The organism is Achromobacter pulmonis (genome assembly GCF_902859765.1).
Taxonomy (GTDB): Bacteria; Pseudomonadota; Gammaproteobacteria; order Burkholderiales; family Burkholderiaceae_B; genus Achromobacter; species Achromobacter pulmonis.
On sequence record NZ_CADIJV010000011.1, the window covers coordinates 21,034 to 44,307 of the forward strand.

General features: G+C 66.5%; 20 protein-coding genes. 8 read left to right on the plus strand and 12 right to left on the minus strand.

What is annotated here, in order from left to right; genetic code table 11:
- Nucleotides 1–263: 263 nt before the first annotated feature.
- The gene (locus HV701_RS11455) at nucleotides 264–1,448 is read right to left on the minus strand and encodes an MFS transporter (protein WP_175133183.1); all 1,185 of its coding nucleotides are present in this window, start codon (nucleotides 1,446–1,448) and stop codon (nucleotides 264–266) included.
- Nucleotides 1,449–1,581: 133 nt separating this feature from the next.
- Between HV701_RS11455 and uvrA the strand changes: the two genes are divergently transcribed.
- Together uvrA and HV701_RS11465 are read left to right on the plus strand one after the other, a co-directional pair.
- A complete protein-coding gene (uvrA, locus tag HV701_RS11460; protein WP_419761596.1) occupies nucleotides 1,582–4,437 on the plus strand; it encodes an excinuclease ABC subunit UvrA in 2,856 nt (951 codons plus the stop codon).
- Between the two features lie 41 nt (nucleotides 4,438–4,478).
- Nucleotides 4,479–5,141, plus strand: a complete 663-nt coding sequence (locus tag HV701_RS11465) for a glutathione S-transferase family protein (RefSeq protein ID WP_175133184.1) — start codon at nucleotides 4,479–4,481, stop codon at nucleotides 5,139–5,141.
- A gap of 64 nt (nucleotides 5,142–5,205) precedes the next feature.
- On the opposite strand, the gene HV701_RS11470 is transcribed toward HV701_RS11465, so the two are convergent.
- Genes HV701_RS11470 through HV701_RS11480 form a run of 3 tightly spaced genes read right to left on the minus strand, consistent with a single transcriptional unit; the run spans nucleotide 5,206 to nucleotide 8,074 of the window.
- Nucleotides 5,206–6,333 carry a deoxyguanosinetriphosphate triphosphohydrolase gene (locus HV701_RS11470; protein WP_175133262.1) on the minus strand — a complete coding sequence of 376 codons (1,128 nt, stop codon included), beginning with the start codon at nucleotides 6,331–6,333 and terminating at the stop codon, nucleotides 5,206–5,208.
- 26 nt (nucleotides 6,334–6,359) lie between these two features.
- Nucleotides 6,360–7,436, minus strand: coding sequence for a 3-dehydroquinate synthase (gene aroB, locus HV701_RS11475; protein WP_175133185.1), 1,077 nt, complete (start codon nucleotides 7,434–7,436; stop codon nucleotides 6,360–6,362).
- A complete protein-coding gene (locus HV701_RS11480; RefSeq protein ID WP_175133263.1) occupies nucleotides 7,433–8,074 on the minus strand; it encodes a shikimate kinase in 642 nt (213 codons plus the stop codon). The genes aroB and HV701_RS11480 overlap by 4 nt, the downstream gene beginning before the upstream one ends.
- A 115-nt stretch (nucleotides 8,075–8,189) precedes the next feature.
- On the opposite strand from HV701_RS11480, the gene HV701_RS11485 reads away from it, so the two are divergent.
- On the plus strand, nucleotides 8,190–10,637 hold the full coding sequence (locus HV701_RS11485; RefSeq protein WP_175133186.1) for a penicillin-binding protein 1A: 2,448 nt from the start codon (nucleotides 8,190–8,192) through the stop codon (nucleotides 10,635–10,637).
- A gap of 105 nt (nucleotides 10,638–10,742) precedes the next feature.
- Here the strand turns inward: HV701_RS11485 and cyaY are convergent, their stop codons facing one another.
- Nucleotides 10,743–11,072, minus strand: coding sequence for an iron donor protein CyaY (cyaY, locus tag HV701_RS11490; protein ID WP_175133187.1), 330 nt, complete (start codon nucleotides 11,070–11,072; stop codon nucleotides 10,743–10,745).
- Nucleotides 11,073–11,127: 55 nt separating this feature from the next.
- On the opposite strand from cyaY, the gene lptM reads away from it, so the two are divergent.
- Both lptM and lysA read left to right on the plus strand, forming a co-directional pair.
- Nucleotides 11,128–11,295 carry an LPS translocon maturation chaperone LptM gene (lptM, locus tag HV701_RS11495; protein WP_236755462.1) on the plus strand — a complete coding sequence of 56 codons (168 nt, stop codon included), beginning with the start codon at nucleotides 11,128–11,130 and terminating at the stop codon, nucleotides 11,293–11,295.
- Nucleotides 11,292–12,584, plus strand: a complete 1,293-nt coding sequence (gene lysA, locus HV701_RS11500) for a diaminopimelate decarboxylase (RefSeq protein WP_175133189.1) — start codon at nucleotides 11,292–11,294, stop codon at nucleotides 12,582–12,584. Before lptM ends, lysA begins: the two co-directional genes overlap by 4 nt.
- Before the next feature lie 64 nt (nucleotides 12,585–12,648).
- On the opposite strand, the gene ccsB is transcribed toward lysA, so the two are convergent.
- The 3 genes from ccsB to HV701_RS11515 all read right to left on the minus strand — a co-directional run bounded on the left by ccsB (nucleotide 12,649) and on the right by HV701_RS11515 (nucleotide 16,903).
- Nucleotides 12,649–13,995 (minus strand): c-type cytochrome biogenesis protein CcsB, encoded by a 1,347-nt coding sequence (gene ccsB, locus HV701_RS11505; RefSeq protein ID WP_175133190.1) that lies wholly within the window; start codon nucleotides 13,993–13,995, stop codon nucleotides 12,649–12,651.
- 8 nt (nucleotides 13,996–14,003) lie between these two features.
- Nucleotides 14,004–16,082 (minus strand): cytochrome c biogenesis protein ResB, encoded by a 2,079-nt coding sequence (locus HV701_RS11510; RefSeq protein WP_175133191.1) that lies wholly within the window; start codon nucleotides 16,080–16,082, stop codon nucleotides 14,004–14,006.
- Between the two features lie 119 nt (nucleotides 16,083–16,201).
- Nucleotides 16,202–16,903, minus strand: coding sequence for a c-type cytochrome (locus tag HV701_RS11515; protein WP_175133264.1), 702 nt, complete (start codon nucleotides 16,901–16,903; stop codon nucleotides 16,202–16,204).
- A gap of 197 nt (nucleotides 16,904–17,100) precedes the next feature.
- Here HV701_RS11515 and yihA point away from each other — a divergent pair, with 197 nt between their 5' ends.
- Together yihA and hemB are read left to right on the plus strand one after the other, a co-directional pair.
- On the plus strand, nucleotides 17,101–17,724 hold the full coding sequence (gene yihA, locus HV701_RS11520; RefSeq protein ID WP_175133192.1) for a ribosome biogenesis GTP-binding protein YihA/YsxC: 624 nt from the start codon (nucleotides 17,101–17,103) through the stop codon (nucleotides 17,722–17,724).
- Nucleotides 17,721–18,737, plus strand: coding sequence for a porphobilinogen synthase (hemB, locus tag HV701_RS11525; protein ID WP_175133193.1), 1,017 nt, complete (start codon nucleotides 17,721–17,723; stop codon nucleotides 18,735–18,737). The genes yihA and hemB overlap by 4 nt, the downstream gene beginning before the upstream one ends.
- A 108-nt stretch (nucleotides 18,738–18,845) precedes the next feature.
- Here the strand turns inward: hemB and HV701_RS11530 are convergent, their stop codons facing one another.
- The 3 genes from HV701_RS11530 to cutA all read right to left on the minus strand — a co-directional run bounded on the left by HV701_RS11530 (nucleotide 18,846) and on the right by cutA (nucleotide 22,065).
- Nucleotides 18,846–19,709, minus strand: a complete 864-nt coding sequence (locus HV701_RS11530) for a DMT family transporter (RefSeq protein ID WP_175133265.1) — start codon at nucleotides 19,707–19,709, stop codon at nucleotides 18,846–18,848.
- A gap of 131 nt (nucleotides 19,710–19,840) precedes the next feature.
- Nucleotides 19,841–21,685 (minus strand): protein-disulfide reductase DsbD, encoded by a 1,845-nt coding sequence (dsbD, locus tag HV701_RS11535; RefSeq protein WP_419761639.1) that lies wholly within the window; start codon nucleotides 21,683–21,685, stop codon nucleotides 19,841–19,843.
- A 32-nt stretch (nucleotides 21,686–21,717) separates the two neighbouring features.
- Complete coding sequence (gene cutA, locus HV701_RS11540; protein ID WP_006392025.1) at nucleotides 21,718–22,065, minus strand: divalent-cation tolerance protein CutA; 348 nt, start codon at nucleotides 22,063–22,065, stop codon at nucleotides 21,718–21,720.
- Nucleotides 22,066–22,184: 119 nt separating this feature from the next.
- On the opposite strand from cutA, the gene HV701_RS11545 reads away from it, so the two are divergent.
- Nucleotides 22,185–22,622: an HIT family protein gene (locus HV701_RS11545; RefSeq protein WP_175133195.1), complete on the plus strand. Its 438-nt coding sequence runs from the start codon at nucleotides 22,185–22,187 to the stop codon at nucleotides 22,620–22,622.
- 101 nt (nucleotides 22,623–22,723) lie between these two features.
- On the opposite strand, the gene rplQ is transcribed toward HV701_RS11545, so the two are convergent.
- On the minus strand, nucleotides 22,724–23,116 hold the full coding sequence (gene rplQ, locus HV701_RS11550; RefSeq protein ID WP_006389635.1) for a 50S ribosomal protein L17: 393 nt from the start codon (nucleotides 23,114–23,116) through the stop codon (nucleotides 22,724–22,726).
- Nucleotides 23,117–23,274: the final 158 nt, after the last annotated feature.

Below are 23,274 nucleotides of genomic sequence, written 5' to 3' on the forward strand. Positions count from 1 at the left end.
TGTTGTTGACCTGTGCCACGCGTTGCCGCGAGCGCGCCGGCAACAACATAAAAGCGATGTTGAAGACCGGCTTCATGAAACTCGCCGGTCACCGCAACGATGACCGGCGACGCCGGTGAAGCCCTAATTTGCCTTCTATTATCGACGAAAAGCGTCCGCCACGCCAAACCGGATTGGTGACAAAGCCATCCACCGCAGGTAACGATTTCACCGCTGTTGGCCACCGTTGGCGGCGCGATCCGCGACTTTCGCCAACGGGCCTATCAGGCCAACGGCTTGAGCGCCCAACTCACGGCCAACCAGACCGCGGCCAGCACGGCTGCCCCGATGAATACCGCGCTGGGGCCCGAGTGCGAAGCCACCCAACCGCCGAGCGCGCCGCCGGTGAACAAGCCAGCGGCCTGGGCCGTGTTGTAGAACCCCAGCGCCAGGCCCTTGTAGGCCTGCGGCGCCACGCGCGACACCAGCGACGGCTGCAGCGCCTCGAGTACGTTGAAGGCCACGAAGAAACCCGTCAGGGCGGCCGCCAGGGTCAGGAAGCCATGGCTGGCGGCCGGCAGCAACGCGCATACCAGCACCAGCCCGGCCACCGCCGCGCGCAGCGCGCCACGATGGGCGCGCCGCTTTTCCGCCACGAACACCACCGGCACCATCAGCACGAACGACACCAGAATCACCGGCAGATAGACTTTCCACAACTCGCGCGCGTCCAGGCCGCCGGCCTTGGCCAGCAGCGCCGGCACCACCACGAACAGCGACACCTGGATCAGGTGCAGCACGAACACGCCGAAATTCAGCCGCAGCAGATCACCATGGGCAAGCACCTCGCGCGGCCGGGCGGCCTGCATGCTGCGGGTCTGGGTGCGCGGGACCACCGGCACCACCCAGCCGGCCACCGCCAGGCAGATCACGCCCAGACAGGCGATGGTCCAGAACAGGCCCGACAGCCCCCACCAACCCACCAGCAGCGGCGACAGCACCAGCGCCGCGGCAAACGACAGGCCGATCGAACCGCCCACCATGGCCATGGCCCGGGTGCGCACCTCGTCGCGGGTGGCGTCAGCCAACCAGGCCGTCACGGCGGCAGATATGGCGCCCGCGCCCTGGATGGCGCGGCCGATGGTGATCCAGTACACGTCGGTGGCCTGCGCGCACACGATACTGCCCGCGACGAACAACAGCAGGCCGAACAACACCACGGGACGACGCCCCCAACGGTCGGAGGCCAGGCCGAAGGGAATCTGCATGAACGCCTGAGTCAGGCCATAAATGCCCAACGCCAGGCCGACCCGGGCCGGATCGTCGCCCCCCGGCAGGCCGCGGGCGGCAACCGCGAACACCGGCAATAACAGGAACAGCCCCAGCATCCGCGCCGCGAACAGGCCGGCCAGCGCCACACTGGCGCGGCGCTCGGATGAGGTCAATTTCAGTTTCGTATCTGCCGGCATGCGGAAATTTCGAGAATGACTGGGACCGGTCCGCGCAATTGTCATGCGCTTGCAGTCTGATCTATGGCCTGGGGACTCGGCGCGCTATAGTACCAAGTTGGCCTTTGCAACTGCTTAAAAGAGCCCGATAGACGTGACCATACGCATTCGGGGTGCCCGCACCCACAATCTCAAGAACGTCTCGCTGGACCTGCCGCGCCACAAGCTGGTGGTGGTGACCGGGCTGTCCGGCTCGGGCAAGTCCTCGCTGGCGTTCGATACGCTTTACGCGGAGGGGCAGCGGCGCTACGTCGAGAGCCTGTCCGCCTACGCCCGCCAGTTCCTGCAACTGATGGACAAGCCCGACGTCGACCTGATCGAGGGTCTGTCGCCGGCCATCTCGATCGAACAGAAGGCGGCGGGCCACAACCCGCGCTCCACCGTCGGCACCATCACCGAAATCCACGATTACCTGCGTCTCCTGTATGCGCGGGTCGGCACGCCCTACTGCCCGGACCACGGCCTGCCGCTGCAGGCGCAGAGCGTCAGCCAGATGGTGGACGCGGTGCTGTCATGGCCGGCCGAGACCCGCCTGGCGGTGCTGGCCCCCATCGCCCGCGGCAAGAAGGGCAGCTTCGAGGACGAATGCGCCAGCCTGCAGGCGCAGGGCTACGTGCGCCTGCGCGTGGACGGCCAGATGGTGGAAATCGACGGCATGGCGCCGCTGAAGAAAACCGAGAAGCACGACATCGACGTGGTCATCGACCGCTTGCGCATCAAGCCCGAAAGCAAGCAGCGCCTGGCCGAGAGCTTCGAGACCGCACTGCAGCTGGCCGACGGCCGCGCGCTGGCGCTGGACATGGACGACAGCCGCGAGCAGGTCTTTTCCAGCCGCTACGCCTGCCCGGTCTGCAGCCACAGCCTGCCGGAACTGGAACCGCGCCTGTTCAGCTTCAACAACCCGATGGGCGCCTGCCCCAGCTGCGACGGCATCGGCCAGGTCGGCTTCTTCGACCCCAAGCGCGTGGTCGCCTTCCCCGAGCTGAGCCTGGCGGCCGGCGCCATCCGTGGCTGGGACCGCCGCAATGCCTTCACCCATTCGCTGCTGACCAGCCTGGCGGCGCACTATGAATTCGATATCGAGGCGCCCTTCGAGGACCTGCCCGAGGCGCTACGCGAAAAGGTCCTGTACGGCTCGGGCGAAGAGGAGATCTCGTTCCTGTACCTGAATGAAAAGGGCCGCAGCACCGTCAAGCGCCACACTTTCGAGGGCGTCATCCCGAACCTGGAGCGCCGCTGGCGCGAAACCGATTCGGCCACCGTGCGCGAGGAACTGGGCAAGTACCGCAACATCAAGACCTGCCCCGACTGCGGCGGTTCGCGCCTGCGCCCGGAAGCGCGCAACGTGCTGATCGGCCAGGACCCGCGCGGCGGCGAGCGTCACGGCCAGGCCATCTACGAGGTCGAGGCGATGCCGTTGTCGACCTGCCTGGGATGGTTCCGCGACCTGACCCTGACCGGCGCCAAACAGGAGATCGCGCAGCGCATCGTGCGCGAGATCGAGGCACGCCTGAGCTTCCTGAACAACGTCGGCCTGAACTATCTGTCGCTGGATCGCAGCGCCGACACCATCTCCGGCGGCGAGGCCCAGCGCATCCGCCTGGCCAGCCAGATCGGCTCCGGCCTGACCGGCGTGATGTACGTACTGGACGAGCCCTCCATCGGCCTGCACCAGCGCGACAACGACCGCCTCATCGGCACGCTGCAGCACCTGCGCGACCTGGGCAACAGTGTCATCGTGGTCGAGCACGACGAAGACATGATCCGCATGGCCGACTGGGTCGTGGACATGGGGCCGGGCGCGGGCGAGCATGGCGGCCAAGTGGTGGCGCAGGGCGATCCCGAAACCGTGCAGCGTGACCCGAATTCACTCACCGGCCAATACCTGAGCGGCCAGCGGGCCATCGCCATCCCCAAGCGCCGCCCGGTCACCGACGACCTGCCCTGGCTGACGCTCACCGGCGCTAGCGGCAATAACCTCAAGAACGTCGACCTGCGCCTGCCCGCCGGCCGGCTGATCTGCGTCACCGGCGTGTCCGGCTCGGGCAAATCGACCCTGATCAACGACACACTGGCCGTGGCCGTATCGCGCCAACTGCACCATGCGCAAAGTGAACCCGCGCCCTACACCGCGATGCAGGGCCTGGAGAACTTCGACAAGATCATCAGCGTCGACCAGAGCCCCATCGGCCGCACGCCGCGCAGCAATCCGGCCACCTACACCGGCCTGTTCACGCCGATCCGCGAGTTGTTCGCCGGCGTGCCCGAGGCCCGCACCCGCGGCTATGACCCCGGCCGCTTCAGTTTCAACGTCAAGGGCGGGCGCTGCGAAGCCTGCCAGGGCGACGGCGTGGTCAAGGTCGAAATGCACTTCCTGCCGGATATGTACGTGCCCTGCGACGTCTGCCACGGCAAGCGCTACAACCGCGAGACGCTGGAAATCCGCTACCGTGGCCGCAACATCAGCGAAGTGCTGGACCTGACGGTCGAGCAGGCGCTGGAGTATTTCGAATCGGTGCCGGCGATCTCCCGCAAGCTGCACACGCTGATCGACGTCGGCCTGTCGTACATCCGCCTGGGCCAGAGCGCCACCACCCTGTCGGGCGGCGAGGCGCAGCGCGTGAAGCTGTCCCAGGAACTGTCGCGGCGCAGCACCGGCCGCACCCTGTACATCCTGGACGAGCCCACCACCGGCTTGCATTTCCGCGACATCGAACTGCTGCTGCAGGTGCTCAACCAGTTGGTGGACAGCGGCAATACCGTGCTCATCATCGAGCACAACCTGGACGTCATCAAGACCGCCGACTGGCTCATCGACATGGGTCCGGAAGGCGGCGACGGCGGCGGCCGGGTGGTGGCGCAAGGCACGCCGGAAGACGTGGCGGCCACACCCGAAAGCCATACCGGACACTATCTCGGCAAGCTGCTGCGCCGCACGCCAGGCGGCTGAGCCGCGCGGCGCGGCAGCGCCAGTCACTAAGGGAAATCGGCATGTACACCTTGATCATCGGCAACAAGAACTACTCCTCGTGGTCGCTGCGCCCGTGGCTGGCGCTGCGCGCCACCGGCGTCGCGTTCACCGAACAGAAACTGGGCCTGTTCACGGAAGCCTTCGCCCGCCACCTGGAAACACTCACACCCGCCGGGCTGGTGCCGGTGCTGCTGGACGGCGACCTGGCGGTCTGGGACTCGCTGGCGATCTGCGAATACGTGGCCGAACAGCGGCCCGAGGCCCGCCTCTGGCCGCAGGACACCCGCGCCCGTGCTCGCGCCCGCTCGCTGGCCGCGCAGATGCACAGCGGCTTTGGCGCGCTGCGCCAGGCGATGCCGATGAATATCGAGGCGCATCTGCCGGGCATCGACATCCCCGAGGCCGCGCGCCAGGACATTTCCCGCATGCACGCCATCTGGCAGGACACGCGCGCCGAATTCGGCCAGGGCGGGCCGTTCCTGTTCGGCGCCTTCTCGATCGCCGATGCGTTCTTCGCGCCGGTCGTGTCGCGCTTCGTCACCTACGGCATCGCCGCGGCGGGCCCGGTGCGCGACTACATGGACGCCGTGCTGGCGTTGCCGGCGATGCAGGAATGGATGCGCGACGCACGTGCCGAGGCCACCTTCGTCGAGGCCGACGAGCCTTACCGCAAGCATCGCTGAACGCGTCGGGCGCGGCGGCCGCCGCGTCCGTGAACGGGCGCCGCCAGGGTATGGCGCACGCCCCTCAAACCATGTCGAACAAACGCCGGTGCTCGCGGATGGCGTAGCGGTCAGTCATGCCGGCGATGTAGTCGGCGATGGCACGCGCCTGGTCATTGAACGCCGCGCGGCGGTAGTCCGGCGGCAGCAGGCGTGGATCATCCAGGAACGCCGCGAACAGCTCGCGCACGATGCGCCGCGCCTTGGTGGTCATGCGCAACACGCGATAGTGGCGATAGAGGTTGTCGAACAGGAACTTCTTCAGTTCGTCGGCTTCGCGCCGGATACCTTCCGAAAATCCCGCCAGCGGCGGCGCGCGGCGCACGTCGTCGGCGCTGGCCGGCGCGGCATCGCGAATGCGCGCCAACGTGGTGCGCGTCAGGTCGCCGATCAGCGTATTGATCATGCGGCGGATGGTCTCGGCCACCGCGCGGCGCGAAGCCAGGTCGGGATAGCGCGCCAGCACTTCGGCATGGTGGCGCTGGAAGATGGACACGTCCTGCAACTGCTCCAGCGTGATCAGCCCCGAGCGCAGGCCATCGTCGATGTCGTGGTTGTTGTAGGCCACTTCATCGGCCAGATTGGCGATCTGCGCCTCCAGCGACGGCTGGGTGCGCGCCAGGAAGCGCTCGCCCACCGCGCCCAACTGCCGCGCGTGGGCCGCCGAGCAGTGCTTGAGAATACCCTCGCGGGTCTCGAAACACAGATTCAGGCCGTTGAAGTCGGCATAGCGCTCTTCAAGCTCGTCGACCACACGCAGGCTCTGCAGATTGTGTTCGAAGCCGCCGGCCTCGGGCGCCAGTTCGCGCATGCAGGCGTTGAGTTCATCCTGGCCGGCATGGCCGAACGGCGTATGACCCAGGTCATGCGCCAGCGAAATGGCTTCGGTCAAGTCTTCGGACAGCCCCAGGCTGCGCGCCAGGGTGCGCGCGATCTGCGCCACTTCCAGGCTGTGCGTGAGCCGGGTGCGGAACAGATCCCCCTCGTGGTTCACGAACACCTGGGTCTTGTACTCCAGGCGCCGGAACGCGCCCGAATGCACGATGCGGTCACGGTCGCGCTGGAATTCGCTGCGGTTTTCCGGGGCCGGCTCGGCGTAGGTCCGGCCGCGCGATCGGGACGGGTCGGATGCGTAGGAAGCCAGTTCTTTCATCTGCGACACCGTCTCTCCTGCGGTCGTTATTGAGTGGTTCGGGCCAGCACGGCGCGCACGGCGTCTGCGGGCGCCGCCCGCATCATCGCCGCGCCGATACGGGACATGAGCACATAGCGGATTTCGCCGCCTTCGGTCTTCTTGTCGACCTGCATCAGGTCGAGCCAACGGTCGGCGCCCAGGTCGGGCGCAACCACGGGACAGCCGATGGCCTCGACCAGGGCGCGCACCCGGGCCACGTCGGCGCGCGGGAAACCGGCCACATCGGCGGACAATTCCGCCGCCTGCACCATGCCGCAACCGACAGCCTCGCCGTGCAGCCAGGCGCCGTAGCCCAGGCCCGCCTCGATGGCGTGGCCGAAGGTATGGCCCAGGTTCAGGATCGCGCGCAGGCCGGATTCGCGTTCGTCCTTGCCCACCACCTGCGCCTTCAGCTCGCAGGAGCGGCGAATGGCATAGGCGATGGCCTGCGGGTCCAGGTTGCGCAGTTTTTGCGCATTCTGCTCGCACCAGGTCCAGAATTCCGGGTCCAGGATCAGGCCGTACTTGATGACTTCGGCCAGGCCTGCCGACACTTCGCGCGCCGGCAGGGTGGCCAGCACGGCGGTATCGATCTCGACCGCCAGCGGCTGGTAGAACGCGCCGATCATGTTCTTGCCGAGCGGGTGGTTCACGGCCGTCTTGCCGCCGACCGACGAATCGACCTGGGCCAGCAGGGTCGTGGGCACCTGCACGAAGCGCACGCCACGCATGTACACCGCGGCGGCGAAACCGGTCATGTCGCCGATCACGCCGCCGCCCAGCGCCACCAGCACGCAGCGGCGGTCCAGGCGATGGGTCAGCAGGGCATCGAAGATCAGGTTCAGCGACTGCCAGTCCTTGTACGACTCGCCGTCAGGCAGCTCGATGCGCAGCACCCGCTTGCCGCTGCGCGCCAGGGCGGCTTCGGCGCGTTCGCCGTACAGCGCCGCCACGGTCGGGTTGGTCACCACCGCGATGGCGGTGGCGTCGGCGGGAATGCTCTCGTCCAGGGCATCCAGGCGCCCCGGCGCGATGCGGATCGGATACTGTCCGCCCGGGGTGTCAACCTCAACAACGTTCATATCTGCTTCTCGAAGGCTTGTAATTGCGGCAGCAGCGCCTTGACCAGGGTGTGGATGGGCATGGAGCCGGTTTCCACCACCAGGTCGGCAACTTCCTTGTAAAGGGGTTCGCGCAGCGTCATCAGATCCCGCAGGGTGCCGCGCGGATCGGCGGTGGCCAGCAGCGGCCGGTTGCGGTCGCGGCAGGTGCGGCGGAACAATTCGTCCACGCTGGCCCTCAAATAGACCACGATGCCCCGCTCGCGCAGCCGCGCCCGGTTGTCGGCGGCCAGGATCGCGCCGCCCCCCGTGGCGAGAATTATGTTGCGCCGTTGGGTACACTCTTCCAGAGCGGCGGATTCCCGGCGACGAAAACCGGCCTCGCCCTCGATTTCGAAGATTACCGGCACCCGTACGCCGCAACGCGCCTCGAGCTCATGGTCCAGATCGACAAACTCGCGCCCCAGGGCACGCGCCAGGCCACGGCCGATGGTCGTCTTGCCCGCCCCCATCATCCCCACCAGGAAGACGGGCAGATCGTGCGGCAGCGACACGGCCTTGCCTGCGCATTCCGAAGCGCAAGGCGGGGTTTCGGGCGCCTCGCCGGTGGGCGCCGGGTCCGGGTCAGCCTCCGGACATGAGTGAGCGGAAAAGTTCATGACGGCATTATCACATCTGCCGCCAAGTTGCCCGCGCGCCACATTGAACTATCTTGTTACAGAAACCGGTCTCGCCCGCTGAGGTAGGACCGGAGATACCCGTAAAATCGCCGCGATGAGCAAGCCGCAGAATTCCTCCAAAAAAGACAAGCCCGCCAATAACGGTTCCCCGATATTGCGTTTTTTCGTCAAGACCGGCATTTTGTTTGCCGGCCTGTTCCTGTGTGGCGTGCTGCTGGCCGGCATGGCGCTGGCGCTGGCGTGGCCCAACCTGCCCGACCTGCACGCCATGACGGACTACCGCCCGCGGGTGCCGTTGCGCGTCTATACGGCCGACAAGGTGCTGATCGGCGAATTCGGCGAAGAGCGCCGCAACGTGCTGCGCTTCAATGAAATCCCGGACGTCATGAAGTCCGCGGTATTGGCGGCCGAAGACGACCGCTTTTACCAGCACGGCGGCATCGACTGGACCGGCGTGGTGCGCGCCGGCCTGACCAACCTGATCAACATGTCCAAGACACAGGGCGCCAGCACCATCACCATGCAGGTGGCGCGCAATTTTTACCTGTCGTCTGAAAAGACCTACTCGCGCAAGTTCTACGAGCTGCTGCTGACGTTCAAGATCGAGTCCGAGCTCTCCAAGGATCAGATCCTCGAGCTCTACATGAACCAGATCTATCTGGGGCACCGCGCCTATGGCTTCGCCGCCGCCTCGCGCACCTACTTTGGCAAGCCGCTGGCGGAAGTCACCCCGGCCGAGGCCGCCATGCTGGCCGGCATCCCCAAGGCGCCCTCGCGCTTCAATCCGATCTCCAACCGCCCCCGCGCCGAACTGCGCCAGCGCTACGTGCTGGGCCGCATGCTGTCGCTGGGTTACCTGACCGAACCCGAATACAAGCAGGCGATGGCGCAGCAGATCGTCATGAAGTCGGCCGAAGGCACGCCGGCCGGCGGCTACAGCATCCATGGCGAGTATGTGGCCGAACTGGCGCGCCAGCTGCTGTTCAACGTGTACCAGGACAACGTCTACTCGCGCGGCATCAACATCTACACCACGGTGCATTCCAAAGACCAGGAGGCAGCCTACCGCGCCGTGCGCGAAGGCGTGCTGGAATACACCCGCCGCGCGCCCTACCCCGGCCCCGAGGAACAGCTCGACCTGCCGCCCGGCACCGAGAACAACCCGCAGGCCCTGGATGAATTCCTGGACGGCGTGTTCGACAAGTTCAGCGACAGCGGCGACCTGCTGACCGCGGTGGTGCTGTCGGCCAGTCCCACCGAAGTGAAGCTGGCGCGCAGCTCGCGCGAGATCATCACCGTCACCGACAAGAAGGTGCTGAGCGTGGTGGCGCGCGCGCTCACGGACAAGGCCAAGCCCGAGCAACGCATCAAGCGCGGCTCGGTGGTCTACATCCACAAGTTCGGCGACAACTGGGAAATCATCAACATGCCGTCGGTGCAGGCCGCGTTCGTGGCGCTGTCGCCGCAGGACGGGGCGATCCGCGCCATGGTCGGCGGCTTCGACTTCTACCGCGGCAACTTCAACCGCGTGACGCAGGCCTGGCGCCAGCCCGGCTCGAACATCAAGCCGTTCATCTACGCCGCCTCGCTCGAGCGCGGCCTGACCCCGGCCACGCAGATCTCCGATCAGCCCTTCGAGCTGACCGCCGCGCAGACCGGATCCAAGGCCTGGAATCCGAAAAACTACGGCAACCAGTACGAACCCATGCTGACGCTGCGCCAGGGTCTGTACAAGTCCAAGAACATGGTCTCGATCCGCATCCTGCAAGCCATCGGCCCGCAGTATGCGCAGGACTACCTGACCCGCTTCGGTTTCGACAAGGCGCGCCAGCCCGCGGTGCTGCCGCTGGCGCTGGGCGCCGGCTCGGTCACCCCGCTGCAACTGGCCGGCGCGTTCTCCGTATTCGCCAACGGCGGCTACCGCGTCACCCCCTACCTGATCGACCGCGTCACCGACAGCAGCGGCAAGATCGTGATGCAGGCCAAACCGGTCGTGGCCGGCGACGCCGCGGCCCGCGCCATCGACCCGCGCACGGCCTGGATCATGGATGACGTGCTGCGCGGCGTCGCCACCTATGGCACCGCGGCCCGCGCCCGGTCGCTGCTCAAGCGCAACGACATTGCCGGCAAGACCGGCACCACCAATGAATCGGTGGATGCCTGGTTCTCGGGCTACACCCCGTCGCTGGTGGCCACCGCCTGGCTGGGCTTCGACCAGCCCAAGTCGCTGGGTTCGCGCGAAACCGGCGGCGGCGTGGCCATGCCGATCTGGGTCGACTACATGCAGGACGTGCTCAAGGGCGTACCCGAAGAAAAGCAGCGCCCCCGCCCCGATGGCATCATCGTCGAAAACGGCGAATACTACTTCTCGGAATTCCCGCCCGGCCAGGCCGTGGCGCGCCTGGGCCTGCCGCAAGCCGACACGCTGGGCGAGTTCCTGAACGGCCTGAACAGCGACAGCGGCGAAGACAACCGCATCAAGGTGGCGCCAGGCGTGGGCACGCAAAGCGCCCAGCCCTGGTCGCAGAAGATCCCATTCTGAGCGGACTGAAGAAGGGCCGCGATCAATGAATTGACCCCCGAAAGCGGGATATCAATCCAACCTTCGGGGGTCAATGAAATCGCCGGCCTTGGGGTGCGGCGAACGCTACAGGCGAACCGCGACGGGCACGCCGGCAGCGGCGGAACAGATCTGCGAGAGCGCATCGGGCAGATTCGGGCCGCCTCGGGTATCGTTCCAGTGCTGGCCGTCGTAACGGTAGTGGAAACCACCGCTGCGCGCGGCCACCCACAGTTCCTGCATGGCGGCCTGGCTGTTCACCACCACATGGGTATTGTCTTCGAACACCATGGTCAGCACATTGCCGCTGCGGCTGGTTTCGACGTCGACGTCGAGCGAAGCCGCCCAGTCATCGGCCTGGCTTTCGATGCTGTCCAGCACCTGGTCGATCAACGCAAGAAATTCGGATTCGGTCATAATCGAGCCTGCAAGAATTACGGAGTTCCCAGTGTTCCAATTGGCATTCAGCCGCATGTCTCTACGCATTGTAGCCACGCTCGCGCTGACCGGCATGGTTGCGGCCTGCGGCTACAAGGGTCCTTTGTACATGCCCACCCCTGACGGCAAGCCGCCGCCTCCCGGGCAGCGCCAGAGCACGCCCCAGGTGCCGCAGATCCCGTCCGCGCCCACGCTGCCATGACCACCGCGTTCCCGGTTCCGCCCGAACTGGCCGGGCATCCGTTCTTCCAGTACCGCAACAACGTGCTGTACGCCGAAGACGTGCCGCTGGACCATCTGGCCGGAAAACTGGGAACACCGCTCTACGTCTACTCCCGCGCGGCGCTGCGCGCCGCCTGGAACACCTACCACAGCGCCATCGGCCAGCGTCCCGTGCAGATCTGCTACGGCATGAAGGCCAACTCCAACCTGGCGGTCCTGAAGGAATTCGTCCGCCTGGGCGCCGGGTTCGACATCGTCTCGGGTGGCGAACTCAAGCGCGCCCTGGCCGTGGGCGCCAATCCCGCCCGCATCGTCTTCTCCGGAGTCGGCAAGCAGGCCTGGGAGATGCGCGCGGCGCTGAACGCTGGCGTCATGTGCTTCAACGTCGAATCCGAAGCCGAGCTGCAGCGCCTGTCCGACGTCGCCCGGGAAGCCGGCCGCCGCGCCAGGGTGGCGCTGCGCGTCAACCCGGATGTCGATGCGCAGACCCACCCGTACATTTCCACCGGCCTCAAAGAGAACAAATTCGGCATTCCCATCGCCGCCGCGCTCGACGCCTATCGTAGCGCCCGCCTGCTGCCCGGCCTGGAAATCACCGGCCTGGACTGCCATATCGGATCGCAGCTGACCGACATCAGTCCCTATTTCGACGCGCTGGAAAAGCTCCTGGACCTGGTCGCCGACCTGGAGGGCATCGGCATCCGCCTGTCACACCTGGACCTGGGCGGAGGGCTGGGCATTCGCTACCACGATGAAGCCCCTCCCTCGCCCAAGGCGCTGCTGGATGGCGTGTTCCAGCGCCTGCAGGCACGAGGCCAAGGCCATTTGCGACTGGTGCTGGAACCCGGCCGTTCCCTGGTGGGCAACGCCGGCGTGCTGCTGACCACGGTCCAGTACCTGAAGCACGGCGAGGCGCGCAATTTCGCCATCGTCGATGCCGCCATGAACGACCTGTTGCGGCCGGCCCTGTACGACGCCTGGCACGGCTTGCTGCCGCTGCGGCCACGCGCCGGCGACGCGCTCGACTACGACGTCGTCGGCCCCGTCTGCGAAAGCGCCGACTGGCTGGCGCGGCAACGCGCGCTGGTGCTCGAGCAGGGCGACGTACTGGCGCTGGAGTCAGCCGGCGCCTACGGCATGACGATGGCCGGCAACTACAATACGCGGCCGCGCGCGGCTGAAGTCATGGTCGACGGCGGCCGCTACCATGTGGTGCGCCAGCGTGAAACGCTGGACGACCTGTTGCGCGGCGAATCCACCCTGCCCTGAACCGGTTCCCCGCGCCATGAAATAGGCCCCGTCGAGACGGGGCCTATTGCGATGCGCGCCTGGATCAGAGCTGGCCGTACGAATGCAGCCCCGACAGGAACATGTTCACGCCCAGGAAAGCAAAACCGGTGATCAACAGGCCGGTCAGCGCCCAATAGGCCGCCATGGTGCCGCGCAGGCCCTTGATCAGCCGCATGTGCAGCCAGGCCGCATAGTTCAGCCAGACGATCAGGGCCCAGGTTTCCTTGGGATCCCACTGCCAATACGCGCCCCAGGCGTCCGCCGCCCACAGCGCGCCCAGGATGGTCGCCACCGTGAAGAAGGCAAAGCCGATGGCGATGGCGCGGTACATGATGTCGTCCAGCACCTCCAGCGGCGGCAGTGCAGCGGCGATGCGGCGCCGTCCCAGCAGGATGGCGCCAACGATGACGGCGCCGATGCCGAAATACAGCATCCAGGTCGCCGACAGGCCATCGGAGCGGAATACCATGGGCTCGGCGCACAGCAGCACGCCCAGCACGAACAGCGGCGCCAGCTTGAGCCACGACGAGGTCTGGCCATGCTGCTTGACCAGGTAGGCGAAGCCGACCATCGCCGCCAGCGAGAAGGTGCCATAGCCGATGAAGTTGGCGGGCACGTGCAGTTTCATCCACCAGCTCTTGAGCGCCGGCACCAGCGGCTGGATCTGCCCGGCATCGCGCGTGAACGAATACCACAGCAGGAACACCACCGCCGAGGTCACCACCAGCAGCACGAAACCGCCCAGTGCGCGGGTGGCGTACTTGCGCTCGTAGTACAGGTAGAACAGGGCCGTGATCAATGCGAACAGCACGAAGACTTCGTACAGGTTGCTGACCGGGATATGGCCCAGGTCCGGGCCCATCAGATGGCCCTCGCGCCAGCGCACCAGCAGCCCGGTCAGGCCGGCGAACACCGCGCCCCAGGTCAGGGCGGTGCCCAGCCACGCCGCGGTCGGGCTGAAAAAGCCGATCCAGTAGCAGACCATGGCCAGCGCGAACAGTGCGCTCATCCACAGGATGGCCGACTGTGACGAGAGCAGGTATTTCAGGAAGAATACCTGCTCGGCCCGCGCCAGGTCATTACCGTAGAGCATCAACGCCAGGCCGGCCGCGATCGCACAGGCCACCATCAGGCGGCGCAACGGACGCCACAGCCACCCCATCCAGGCCAGCACCGGCACCGTGCCGCACAGGATGATCTTCTCGTAATAGTCCATCGCGCCGCTGAAACGCGTCAGCGCGAAACCGGCGCCCGCCGCCAGCAGCAGGAAGAACACGACGTCCGTCCAATCCGGCCGGCCGCGCTGCGCGCGGCTATCACCGGTTTCGGACAGGTTGTCCTGCCAGAGGTTTTCGGGCGTGGGGGAATGCGTGGTGGTCGTCGTGGACATAGGAAACCTTAAGACCCTTTCTGGCGCAACAGCGCCTGCTTGAAGCGATCGAACTCCTGGTTGAAGTCGAGTGTACGCTTCTGCGACGTCATCGCCGCCAGGATGCCGCTGCCGCCTTCCTGCGGCCTGATCCAGATCCAGACGCGGCGATCCCGAATATAGAACATCGAGAACACGCCCAGCACCAGCAGCAGGCTGCCCAGGTAGACGGTGTTCTTGCCCGGCGTGCGGCTGACCTGAAACACGCTGGCCTGCACATGGTTGAAATCCGCCAGGGAGAAAAACACCGGCGCCGGATAAACGGTAAGGTCCGACAGCGCCGCCACCGCCAGACGCGACCACTGCGCGGCACGCTCGGCCTCGGGGCCGTCGGTGGGCACAGGCGGCAGCCCCGCGCGTTCGCGCTCGATGGCGCGCAGTTCGTTCATGCTGGCGCCGATCAGCCGGATCACCACGTCAGCCGCGCGTTCCAGGTCGGCCGCCGGCGTGTTGGCCTGCAGGAACGCCGCCACGGCCTGCAGGCCGCCGCCTGCATAGGTTTCCAGGGCGCGCTCGGCGGCCGTCTGCAACGGCTGGCGGTCGGCGCCGCTGGGGCTGTTGCGCTCGGCGAAGCGGCGCGCCGCCTCCTGGCGCGCCGCCGGATCGGCCAGCGTGGCCCGCAGGCGCATGAATTCCGCCACCGAGCTATCGTCGTCGGCCGGAATCCGCAGGTAGCGGAACGGTTCGGACGGGTTGTTGCGCACCCCGGCCAGGAACACACTGGCGCCGTCCAGTTGCACCGGCAGCATGTAGTTCTGGAACTCATGCGCCTGGCCGGCATCGTCGATCAGCTTGTATTCGACGCTGGGCCCCACATTACGCAGGTTCTCGTTCTTCTTGCCCGCGGCACTGCCGGCCACCGACGCCACGTGCTCGGCAAAGCTCTGGTTGCCGCCCTTGGGCTCGCCGCCGGTCATGTCTTCGACATTGATCGGGCGCAGCGCCATGATTTCCACGCCCATGCTGCGCGGGCCACGCGCGGTGTGAGCGGTTACTTCGGAGGTCTTGCCCACGGTACCGTCAACCTTGAAGGTGGCGCTGTCCGCCCCCACCAGCGGATAGCCCTTGAGCACTACCGTGCTGCCGCCATCATCGAAACTGGACTGGTACACGGTCATGCCCTTGAAGCGCAGCGGCTCGTTGACCTCGATGGTCGAATCGAAGCTCTTGCCGGTATCCGGATCCGTCACCTCCACCTCGCTGGCAAAGCGGCTCGGCATACCCGTCGAGTAGTAATCGACGACAAACTTCTTGAGCTTCAGCGTGAAGGGCATCGGCTGCACCAGGGCGCCGTCCCCCACCATCACCACCGCGGTGCTGGCCTGCCCGTTCTCGGGCACCAATACGCTGGCACGGAAACTGGGGTTGTCCACCGACAGGCGGCCGCTTTCCGGCACCTCGGAGATCAGCATGTTCTCGACGATCGGCTTCTTGCCGCCGAACATCACCTGCAAGCGCACCGGCAGCTCGCTGTCGAGCAGCCCGCCAATGCAGATGATGACCATGGCGGCATGGGCGAACACATACCCCAACCGGTTGGCGCTGCCCTTCTTGGCCGCCAACAGCACGCCGGTGCTGTCCTGGCGCTCGCGCACCGCGTAGCCCATGCGCTTGAGCAGCGCCGTCAGGCCCGCCGCCGTCTGCGGCACGTCGGTGGGCGCCTCGGTCTCGACGCGGTGCGGAAAGGCGCGCAGGCTGCCGCCGCGCACGTGCTCGCGGAACGAACGCGCATCGCGCAGCATCTTGGGTGCGTTGCGGGTCAGGCAGACCGACGTCGAAATGACCAGGAACGCCATGATCAGCAGGAACCACCAACTGTTGTAGACGTGCCAGATCGAGAACTTGTCGAACACCTCGAACCAGAACGGGCCGAACTGGTCGATGTAGTTGTTGGATGAGCGGTTCTGCTGCAGCACCGTCCCCACCAGGCTCGCCACGCAAATGAACATCAGCAGGCTGACCGCGAAACGCATCGAGCCCAGCAATTCAAACAGATCGCGGGGCAGGCTGCGCAGGGAGGGACGGGAATGTGTCTGAGTCGAATTCATGAAAAAAGGGGGGCCGCACGATCGGCTACCCCCCTCGTAGACAGCGCATGACGGAACCAGGTTCCATCATGCTCAGGTTGCGTGAACGCGGACCAGCCGCGCGCCTGGCCGGCGTACGGCTACCGCAGGCCAGCCGCGTAGTCCGCCACGGCCTTGATGTCGGCGTCCGACATCCGGTCCGCCACGGCGTGCATCACGTCGTTGGCGCGATCGCCGCTGCGGAACAGCTTGAGCTGCTCTTCAATATACATGGGGAACTGGCCCGACAGGCGGGGATACTGGCCCGGAATACCCGCGCCATTGGCAGAATGGCATGCCGCACAGGCGGGCACATTGCGCTCGGGCAAACCGCCGCGCCAGATCTTTTGACCCAGCTCAACCAGCTTTTCATGGCCAGCGGTGGCCGGCTCTTTCAGCGGCTGCTGCGCCAGGTACAGCGCGATGTTCTGCATGTCGGCCGGCGTCAGGTTCTGCGCCATGGCGGTCATGGGGGTGGGATTGCCGCCGGGGCCGTTGCGCAGGGGCAGCTTGGCGCCCTGCTTGACCTGGAAGTTGGTCAGTTGCTTGACCAGGTATTCGTGGGGTTGCGCGGCCAGGTTGGGGTTCACCGGTATGGTGCTGTTGCCCGCCGCGCCATGACAGGACGCACAGGCGATGATGCCGCGCGAGGCGTCGCCCTGGTCAAACAACTGGCCGCCCTTGGCGGCATCTGGTTTGGCCGGGCCCGCGGCGCCATCAGCGGCGAAGCTCGTAGTAGAAAAGGCGGAGGCGCCGAGCAACAGCCCGCTCGCAACCAACATCCGGGACAGCACACGCTTCATGAAGACCTCGACGATCACATCGATCAAGGCGCAAAAAGGCGCCCACGCCTGCCCGCACATCTGGAAAACCGTATCGAACCTGGTTTGCTCGCTTGCCTGCTTGTAAGCAAACGAGACGGCTCCGCGCACGGGGACCACTGTTGCAAACGCCGGATTATACAATAGGGCTCGAAACCAACTGTAGCCAAAGCCAATCCGTGTCCCTCCTACATCGCGCCTCTTTCCTTACGTCGGCCGCTCGCCTCGACCAGTTGCCGCCTCCTGACGCGCCCGAGGTTTGCTTCGTCGGCCGCTCCAACGCCGGCAAGTCCACGGCCATCAACGTGCTGTGCAACCAGCGTCGCCTGGCCTTTTCCAGCAAGACGCCGGGCCGCACGCGCCTGATCAACATGTTCGGCCTGCCGGACCCCCTGAACCCCGAAGGCCACATTGGCTATCTGGTCGACCTGCCCGGCTACGGCTATGCCTCCGTGGCCCGCGATGAAAAGGAAAAGTGGGCGGACATCCTGGGCGGTTACCTGCGCGACCGCGAATCGCTCGCCGGCATCGTGCTGCTCATCGACATCCGCCGCGGCGTCACCGAACTGGACCGCCGCCTGGCCAACTTCATCGCCCCCACCGGCCGCCCGGTCCTGGCGCTGCTCACCAAAGCCGACAAGCTGCCCTACGGCCAACGCATGCGTACCGTGTTCTCGGTGCGCAAAGACCTGGCGGACATCGGCGCGCTGCACACCATCCCCTTCTCGGCGCCGGAGCGCATCGGTCTGGAAGAAGCTGGCGCGCACATAGAAAACTGGATTTCTCCCAAGGTCGTACCATGAACCCGCAGATCATCACCCCCGACTTCCCGGTTTCCCGCCCCCGCCGCCTGCGTCGCGACGACTACACCCGCCGCCTGGTGCGCGAAAACGCCCTCACCGTCAATGACTTGATCTATCCGGTTTTCGTGGCCGAGGGCCATGGCCTGAAGCAGGCCGTGCCGTCGCTGCCGGGTGTGGTGCGCTATTCGTTGGATACGCTGTTGCCGGTGGCCGAGGAATGCGTGGCGCTGGGAATCCCGGTGCTGTCGCTGTTTCCTGCCATCGACCCGGCGCTCAAAACGCCCGACGGCATCGAAGCCACCAACCCCGACGGCCTGATTCCGCGCGTGGTGCGTGAACTGAAAAAGCAATTCCCCGACCTCGGCGTGCTGTGCGACGTGGCGCTGGATCCCTACACCAGCCACGGCCAGGACGGCGTCATCGATGAAAACGGCTACGTCGTCAACGAGCCGACCGTCGAGATCCTGGTCAAGCAGGCGCTGACGCAGGCCGCGGCCGGCGTCGACATGGTCGCCCCCAGCGACATGATGGACGGCCGCATCGGCGCCGTGCGCCGCGCGCTCGAGGCCAACGGCTACATCCACACCCAGATCATGGCCTACTCGGCCAAGTACGCCAGCGCCTTCTACGGTCCGTTCCGCGATGCGGTGGGCTCGGCCACCAACCTGGGCAAGTCCAACAAAATGGCCTACCAAATGGATCCGGGCAACCTGGACGAGGCGCTGCGCGAAGTGGCCGCCGACCTGCAGGAGGGCGCCGACATGGTCATGGTCAAGCCCGGCATGCCCTATCTGGACGTGCTGCGCCGCGTCAAGGACACCTTCCGCGTGCCGACCTTCGCCTACCAGGTGAGCGGCGAATACGCGATGATCAAGGCGGCCTCGGCCAACGGCTGGCTGGACCACGACAAGGTCATGATGGAAGCGCTGCTGGCCTTCAGGCGCGCCGGCGCCGATGGCATCCTGACGTACTTCGCGATCGAAGCGGCGCGGCTGCTCAAGCAACAACGCTGATGCCGGATGGCGGGGCCTGCCGGTCCCGCCTGTCGGCGGCGCGCATGACACATTCGGCGTGCGCCGCCGGGGCGGCTCCCGGCCTGCCCTGGCAACGCCCGCCCGCTTTCAACGCGACGCCGGCGCCCCGCGCCGCAAGCCCAGCCAAGTGCCGCTGAGAATACAGGCCAGCCCCGCCACGTGCACCCACGTGACGTGCTCGTCCAGGAACAACGCGGCAAACAGCAGGCCGAAGATCGGCAGCCAGTTCACGAACAGCGCCGCGCGGCTGATACCCAGCCTGGCAATGCCCGCGTTCCACAGGATGTTGCTGACGCCCGAGGCGATCACCGCCGAAAACAGCAGCACCAGCCACGGCCACCACGTCATGCTCCAGTTGTCCGCATCGTAGGACGACGGCGTCATGGCCGCGTGCACTATCAGCATCAGACCGCCAGCCAGATACATGTACCAGAGCATCGCCAACGGATCGAGCGTGCGCGAGATACGCTGGATCACCAACCCACCGAACACGAACACCGCCACCGCCAGGAACACGATGGCGTCGCCCCAGCCGGTCAGCCCCAGCCGCGCGCCGCTGCCCACCACCACCATCGCCACCCCGGTCAGGCCGAGCAAGGCGCCGGCGATCCGCAGCCACGTCAGCCTTTCGCGATAGAACAGCGCAGCCAGCAGCGCAGACAGCAAGGGACTGGTGGCCATCAGCAGCGTGCCATTGGCGGCCGACGAGAACTGCAGCCCGTACACCAGCGCGGTCTGGTGCGCGTACACCACCAGGAAGCCCGCCAGCGCGACCCAGCCCAGCTCCTGCCGCCCCAGCCTGGGAATGCGGCCACGGCGCGCCTTGACGATGAGCGTGACCGCGACGAACGCCACGGCGATCCGCAAGGCCGCCAGGGCGCGGATATCCATGTGCTGTGTCAGGTACTTGATGGAGACGATGTTCAGGCCCCAGGTGGCCATGACGAACATCAATTGCAGATAGATCAGACCGGTACGGTCCTGGCTTGCATCGACTGTCGGAGACGTCACGGGCGCCGGCCTGAGGGGTTGGAGGTGCCGCCCACGCGGCGCAAGCGCTCATGGTAGCGGCCGGCTGCCGCTCAGCGCAATAGCACGCGGTCCAGCGACTGGGTGAAACGCTTGGCGTCCTGGAAACCGACCACGCGCGCGTCCGGCAATTCCTTGCCGCCCGGTTCGAAGAACATGATTCCCGGCGGCCCGAACAAGCGGAAGCGCTTGAGCAGCGCGCGGTCATCGGCGTTGTTGGCGGTCACGTCGGCCTGCACCAGCAGCATGCCGGCCATGCGTTGCGCCACGCCGGGATCGGTGAACGTGAAGCGCTCCATCTCGCGGCACGACACGCACCAGTCGGCGTAGAAATCCAGCATCACCGGTTGCTGGCTCTGCGCCAGCAGCGCGTCCAGCTCGGCGTTGTTGCGCACCCGCTTGAACTGGACCTCGCCAGCCGGCGCCGCGGCGCCGGCCACGGCCGGACCACCCGAGGCAAAGTGCGAGAGCGGCTGCAGCACATCGCGGCCACCGCTGGCCGCGCCGATCAGCCACGCGGCGGCGGCCAGGGCCAGCAACAGGCCGATGCCCTTGCCGAACATGCGCGCCGAACCGGCGCCAGCCGGCAGCGCGTCGAAGGCCCGCAGCATCACCGCGCCGACGATCGCCAGGAAGGCCCAGCCGGTCATCTGCACCCAGGTCGGCACCACCGGGATCAGCATCCACCACGCGGTCGCCAGCAGCAGCATGCCGAACAACCGCTTGACGCCATCCATCCACGGACCGGCCTTGGGCAGCAGCGCGCCCGACGAGGCGCCGACGATCAGCAGCGGCACGCCCATGCCCCACGCCATCGCGAACAGGGCCGAGCCGCCCAGCACGACGTCGCCGGTCTGCGAGATGTACAGCAGCGCGCCGGCCAGCGGCGCGGCCACGCACGGCCCGACGATCAGCGCCGACAGCGCGCCCATCAGCAAGGCGCCGGTATAGCGGCCGCCGGGAATGCGCGACGACCGCTCGGCCAACCGTGCCTGAATGCCGGACGGCATCTGGAAGGTGAAGGCATCGAACATCGCCAACGCCAGCACCGCCAGCAGGACCGCGAACAGCGTCAGGATCCACGGCGTCTGCAGCCACGCGGCCAGGCCCGCGCCGCTCAGGCCGGCGGCCACGCCCAGCGCGGTGTAGACCACGGACATGCCCAGCACGTAGGTCGCCGCCAGCGCCAGCCCGCGGCCGCGCGTCGGGCGCTGCTGGCTGGCGGCGCCGCCCAGCACGATCGAGGACAGGATGGGAATCATGGGCAGCACGCACGGCGTGAACGCCAGCAACAGGCCCAGCACCAGGAACACGCCAGCCGTCTTGATCCAGCCCAGGCCGCCCAGGGCGTCGGCCAGGCCGGTATCGCCTGCGTTCACCAGCGCGCTCAGGCCGCCGCTCGAAGCCGTCGGCGCGGCGGATGCGCCACCGCCGCCCGCCAGCGCGTAGCCGCCCGCCACCGGCGTCAGCTTCACGCTGCTGTCCATCGGCGGATAGCACAGGCCGGCATCGGCGCAGCCCTGGCCGGTCAGCGTCAGCGTGAACGGCTGGCCGCCGGGCGTCACCGGCACGCGGATCGCCACGTCCTGGTGATAGACCTCCATGTCCTTCTCGAAGGTTGGGTCATATTTGACGTCGCCCTTCGGATAGACCGGCTCGCCCAGTGTGGCCGCGCCCAGCGGACTGATGCTGATGCCGAAACGCTCGCGGTACATGTAGTAGCCGGGCGCCACGCGGAAACGCAGTTCGACCGTATCGGGCGCGACCATCACCGCACTGAAGACAAAGGCCTTCTCGGGTTCGAGGAACTCGGCCTCGGCGCGCGCCGGCGCGTTCCAGGCCAGCCACAGCATGGCCATGGCCAGCAATGCCAGCAGCTTGGGGAAAAAGGCACGCATCGGGGCGTGAAACCGGACTGCGGGTTGCAACATCAGTCTCTCTTGTTCTGCACGACGGCCGTCTGCTGGCGCACCCAGTCGAGATAGGGCGCGGCGCCGCCAATGACCGGCAGCACGATGATTTCGGGCACGTCGTAGGGATGCATCTGCGCCAGGGCCTGGACCACGGCTGGATGGCGCGCGTAGGTGGTCTTGATATGGATGGGGATTTCCTCGGCCCCTTCCACCTCGCCTTGCCACTGGTAGATGGACAGGCCCGGCGCGCCGAGGTTCACGCAGGCGGCCAGTCCGTCTTCGACCAGCACGTGAGCGATACGCTTGGCCAGCAACAGGTCCGGCGCATTGCTGATGACCAGCACGACGTCGTCATCGCGCAACATGGAGCCTCCTGGGAATACCCGTGTCGGATGTAACTCGGGGTATTTTATCGGTATCGCCGCTCGCGTCCGCCAACAATCAGACCGCGGCCGCCGCGCATCCTTCCCCACCCGAGGCAAGCATGTCCGACAACTGCCTGTTCTGCCGCATCGCCCGCCACGAGATCCCGGCCCACATCATCCACGAAGACGAGCGCCTGATGGCCTTCCTGGACATCCAACCGGTGCGGCCCGGGCACACGCTCATCATCCCCAAGCAGCACTATCCCTACTACGAGGACATGCCCGCCGACCTGGCCGGCCACATCCTCAACCTGGGGCAGAAGCTGGGCCGCCACATGAAGCGGCTGTATGGCGTGGACCGCGTCGGCTTCGCCTTCACTGGCATCCACGTGGCGCATACGCATGCGCATGTGATCCCCATGCACCACCCGCAGGACGTGACCTCGACCCAATACATCGAGCAGCAGGACCTCACCTTCCGCATGCCTGCCCAGGCGCCGCAGGAGGCGCTGGCGGCCATCGCCGCGCAGTTGCAGGGCGAGTTGCACGCCTCATAGCGATCGGCGCGCCAGCGCCGCCAGGACGGCCCGCAGACGCCGCGCAAAAAACAAGGGCGGGTCCGAAGACCCGCCCTTGTCGCTTATCTAGACACCGAGACTTATTCGGCGCTGTCCTCAGCGGCTTCATCGACTTCCGGACGGTCGACCAGCTCCATGAAGGCCATGGGAGCGTTGTCGCCTTGACGGAAACCCATCTTCAGCACGCGGGTGTAGCCACCGTTGCGGGCCGCGTAGCGCGGACCGATTTCGGCGAACAGCTTCACCACGGCGTCGCGATCGCGCAGACGGGCAAAAGCCAGACGCTTGTTCGCGAGGGTGGGTTCTTTACCCAGCGTGATCAGGGGCTCGATGACGCGGCGCAGTTCTTTCGCCTTGGGCAGCGTGGTCTTGATGGCTTCGTGGGTGATCAACGAAACGGCCATGTTGCGGAACATGGCAAGACGGTGACTGCTGGTGCGGTTGAGCTTACGCAAGCCATTACCGTGACGCATGATAAGTATCCTTTGAATCTAATGAAGGCGTTTCCGCCATCGGGTTATCCGGCTCTTCTATCGACCTGCAACCAGGCCGCGGTCCGGTGGAAAACGGTGCATTTTACGACGGTTTCGCAAACCGCCCGGCGGTCAGGCCGGGCGCCGCGGGAAACGCC

What these genes read in the sequence shown, in the direction of transcription:
- HV701_RS11455 (WP_175133183.1), bottom strand. Translation starts at nt 1,448, where the DNA reads ATGCCGGCAGATACGAAACTGAAATTGACCTCATCCGAGCGCCGCGCC.
- HV701_RS11465 (WP_175133184.1), top strand. Translation starts at nt 4,479, where the DNA reads ATGTACACCTTGATCATCGGCAACAAGAACTACTCCTCGTGGTCGCTG.
- HV701_RS11470 (WP_175133262.1), bottom strand. Translation starts at nt 6,333, where the DNA reads ATGAAAGAACTGGCTTCCTACGCATCCGACCCGTCCCGATCGCGCGGC.
- aroB (WP_175133185.1), bottom strand. Translation starts at nt 7,436, where the DNA reads ATGAACGTTGTTGAGGTTGACACCCCGGGCGGACAGTATCCGATCCGC.
- HV701_RS11480 (WP_175133263.1), bottom strand. Translation starts at nt 8,074, where the DNA reads ATGAACTTTTCCGCTCACTCATGTCCGGAGGCTGACCCGGACCCGGCG.
- HV701_RS11485 (WP_175133186.1), top strand. Translation starts at nt 8,190, where the DNA reads ATGAGCAAGCCGCAGAATTCCTCCAAAAAAGACAAGCCCGCCAATAAC.
- cyaY (WP_175133187.1), bottom strand. Translation starts at nt 11,072, where the DNA reads ATGACCGAATCCGAATTTCTTGCGTTGATCGACCAGGTGCTGGACAGC.
- lptM (WP_236755462.1), top strand. Translation starts at nt 11,128, where the DNA reads ATGTCTCTACGCATTGTAGCCACGCTCGCGCTGACCGGCATGGTTGCG.
- lysA (WP_175133189.1), top strand. Translation starts at nt 11,292, where the DNA reads ATGACCACCGCGTTCCCGGTTCCGCCCGAACTGGCCGGGCATCCGTTC.
- ccsB (WP_175133190.1), bottom strand. Translation starts at nt 13,995, where the DNA reads ATGTCCACGACGACCACCACGCATTCCCCCACGCCCGAAAACCTCTGG.
- HV701_RS11510 (WP_175133191.1), bottom strand. Translation starts at nt 16,082, where the DNA reads ATGAATTCGACTCAGACACATTCCCGTCCCTCCCTGCGCAGCCTGCCC.
- HV701_RS11515 (WP_175133264.1), bottom strand. Translation starts at nt 16,903, where the DNA reads ATGAAGCGTGTGCTGTCCCGGATGTTGGTTGCGAGCGGGCTGTTGCTC.
- hemB (WP_175133193.1), top strand. Translation starts at nt 17,721, where the DNA reads ATGAACCCGCAGATCATCACCCCCGACTTCCCGGTTTCCCGCCCCCGC.
- HV701_RS11530 (WP_175133265.1), bottom strand. Translation starts at nt 19,709, where the DNA reads ATGTTCGTCATGGCCACCTGGGGCCTGAACATCGTCTCCATCAAGTAC.
- dsbD (WP_419761639.1), bottom strand. Translation starts at nt 21,685, where the DNA reads ATGCGTGCCTTTTTCCCCAAGCTGCTGGCATTGCTGGCCATGGCCATG.
- cutA (WP_006392025.1), bottom strand. Translation starts at nt 22,065, where the DNA reads ATGTTGCGCGATGACGACGTCGTGCTGGTCATCAGCAATGCGCCGGAC.
- HV701_RS11545 (WP_175133195.1), top strand. Translation starts at nt 22,185, where the DNA reads ATGTCCGACAACTGCCTGTTCTGCCGCATCGCCCGCCACGAGATCCCG.
- rplQ (WP_006389635.1), bottom strand. Translation starts at nt 23,116, where the DNA reads ATGCGTCACGGTAATGGCTTGCGTAAGCTCAACCGCACCAGCAGTCAC.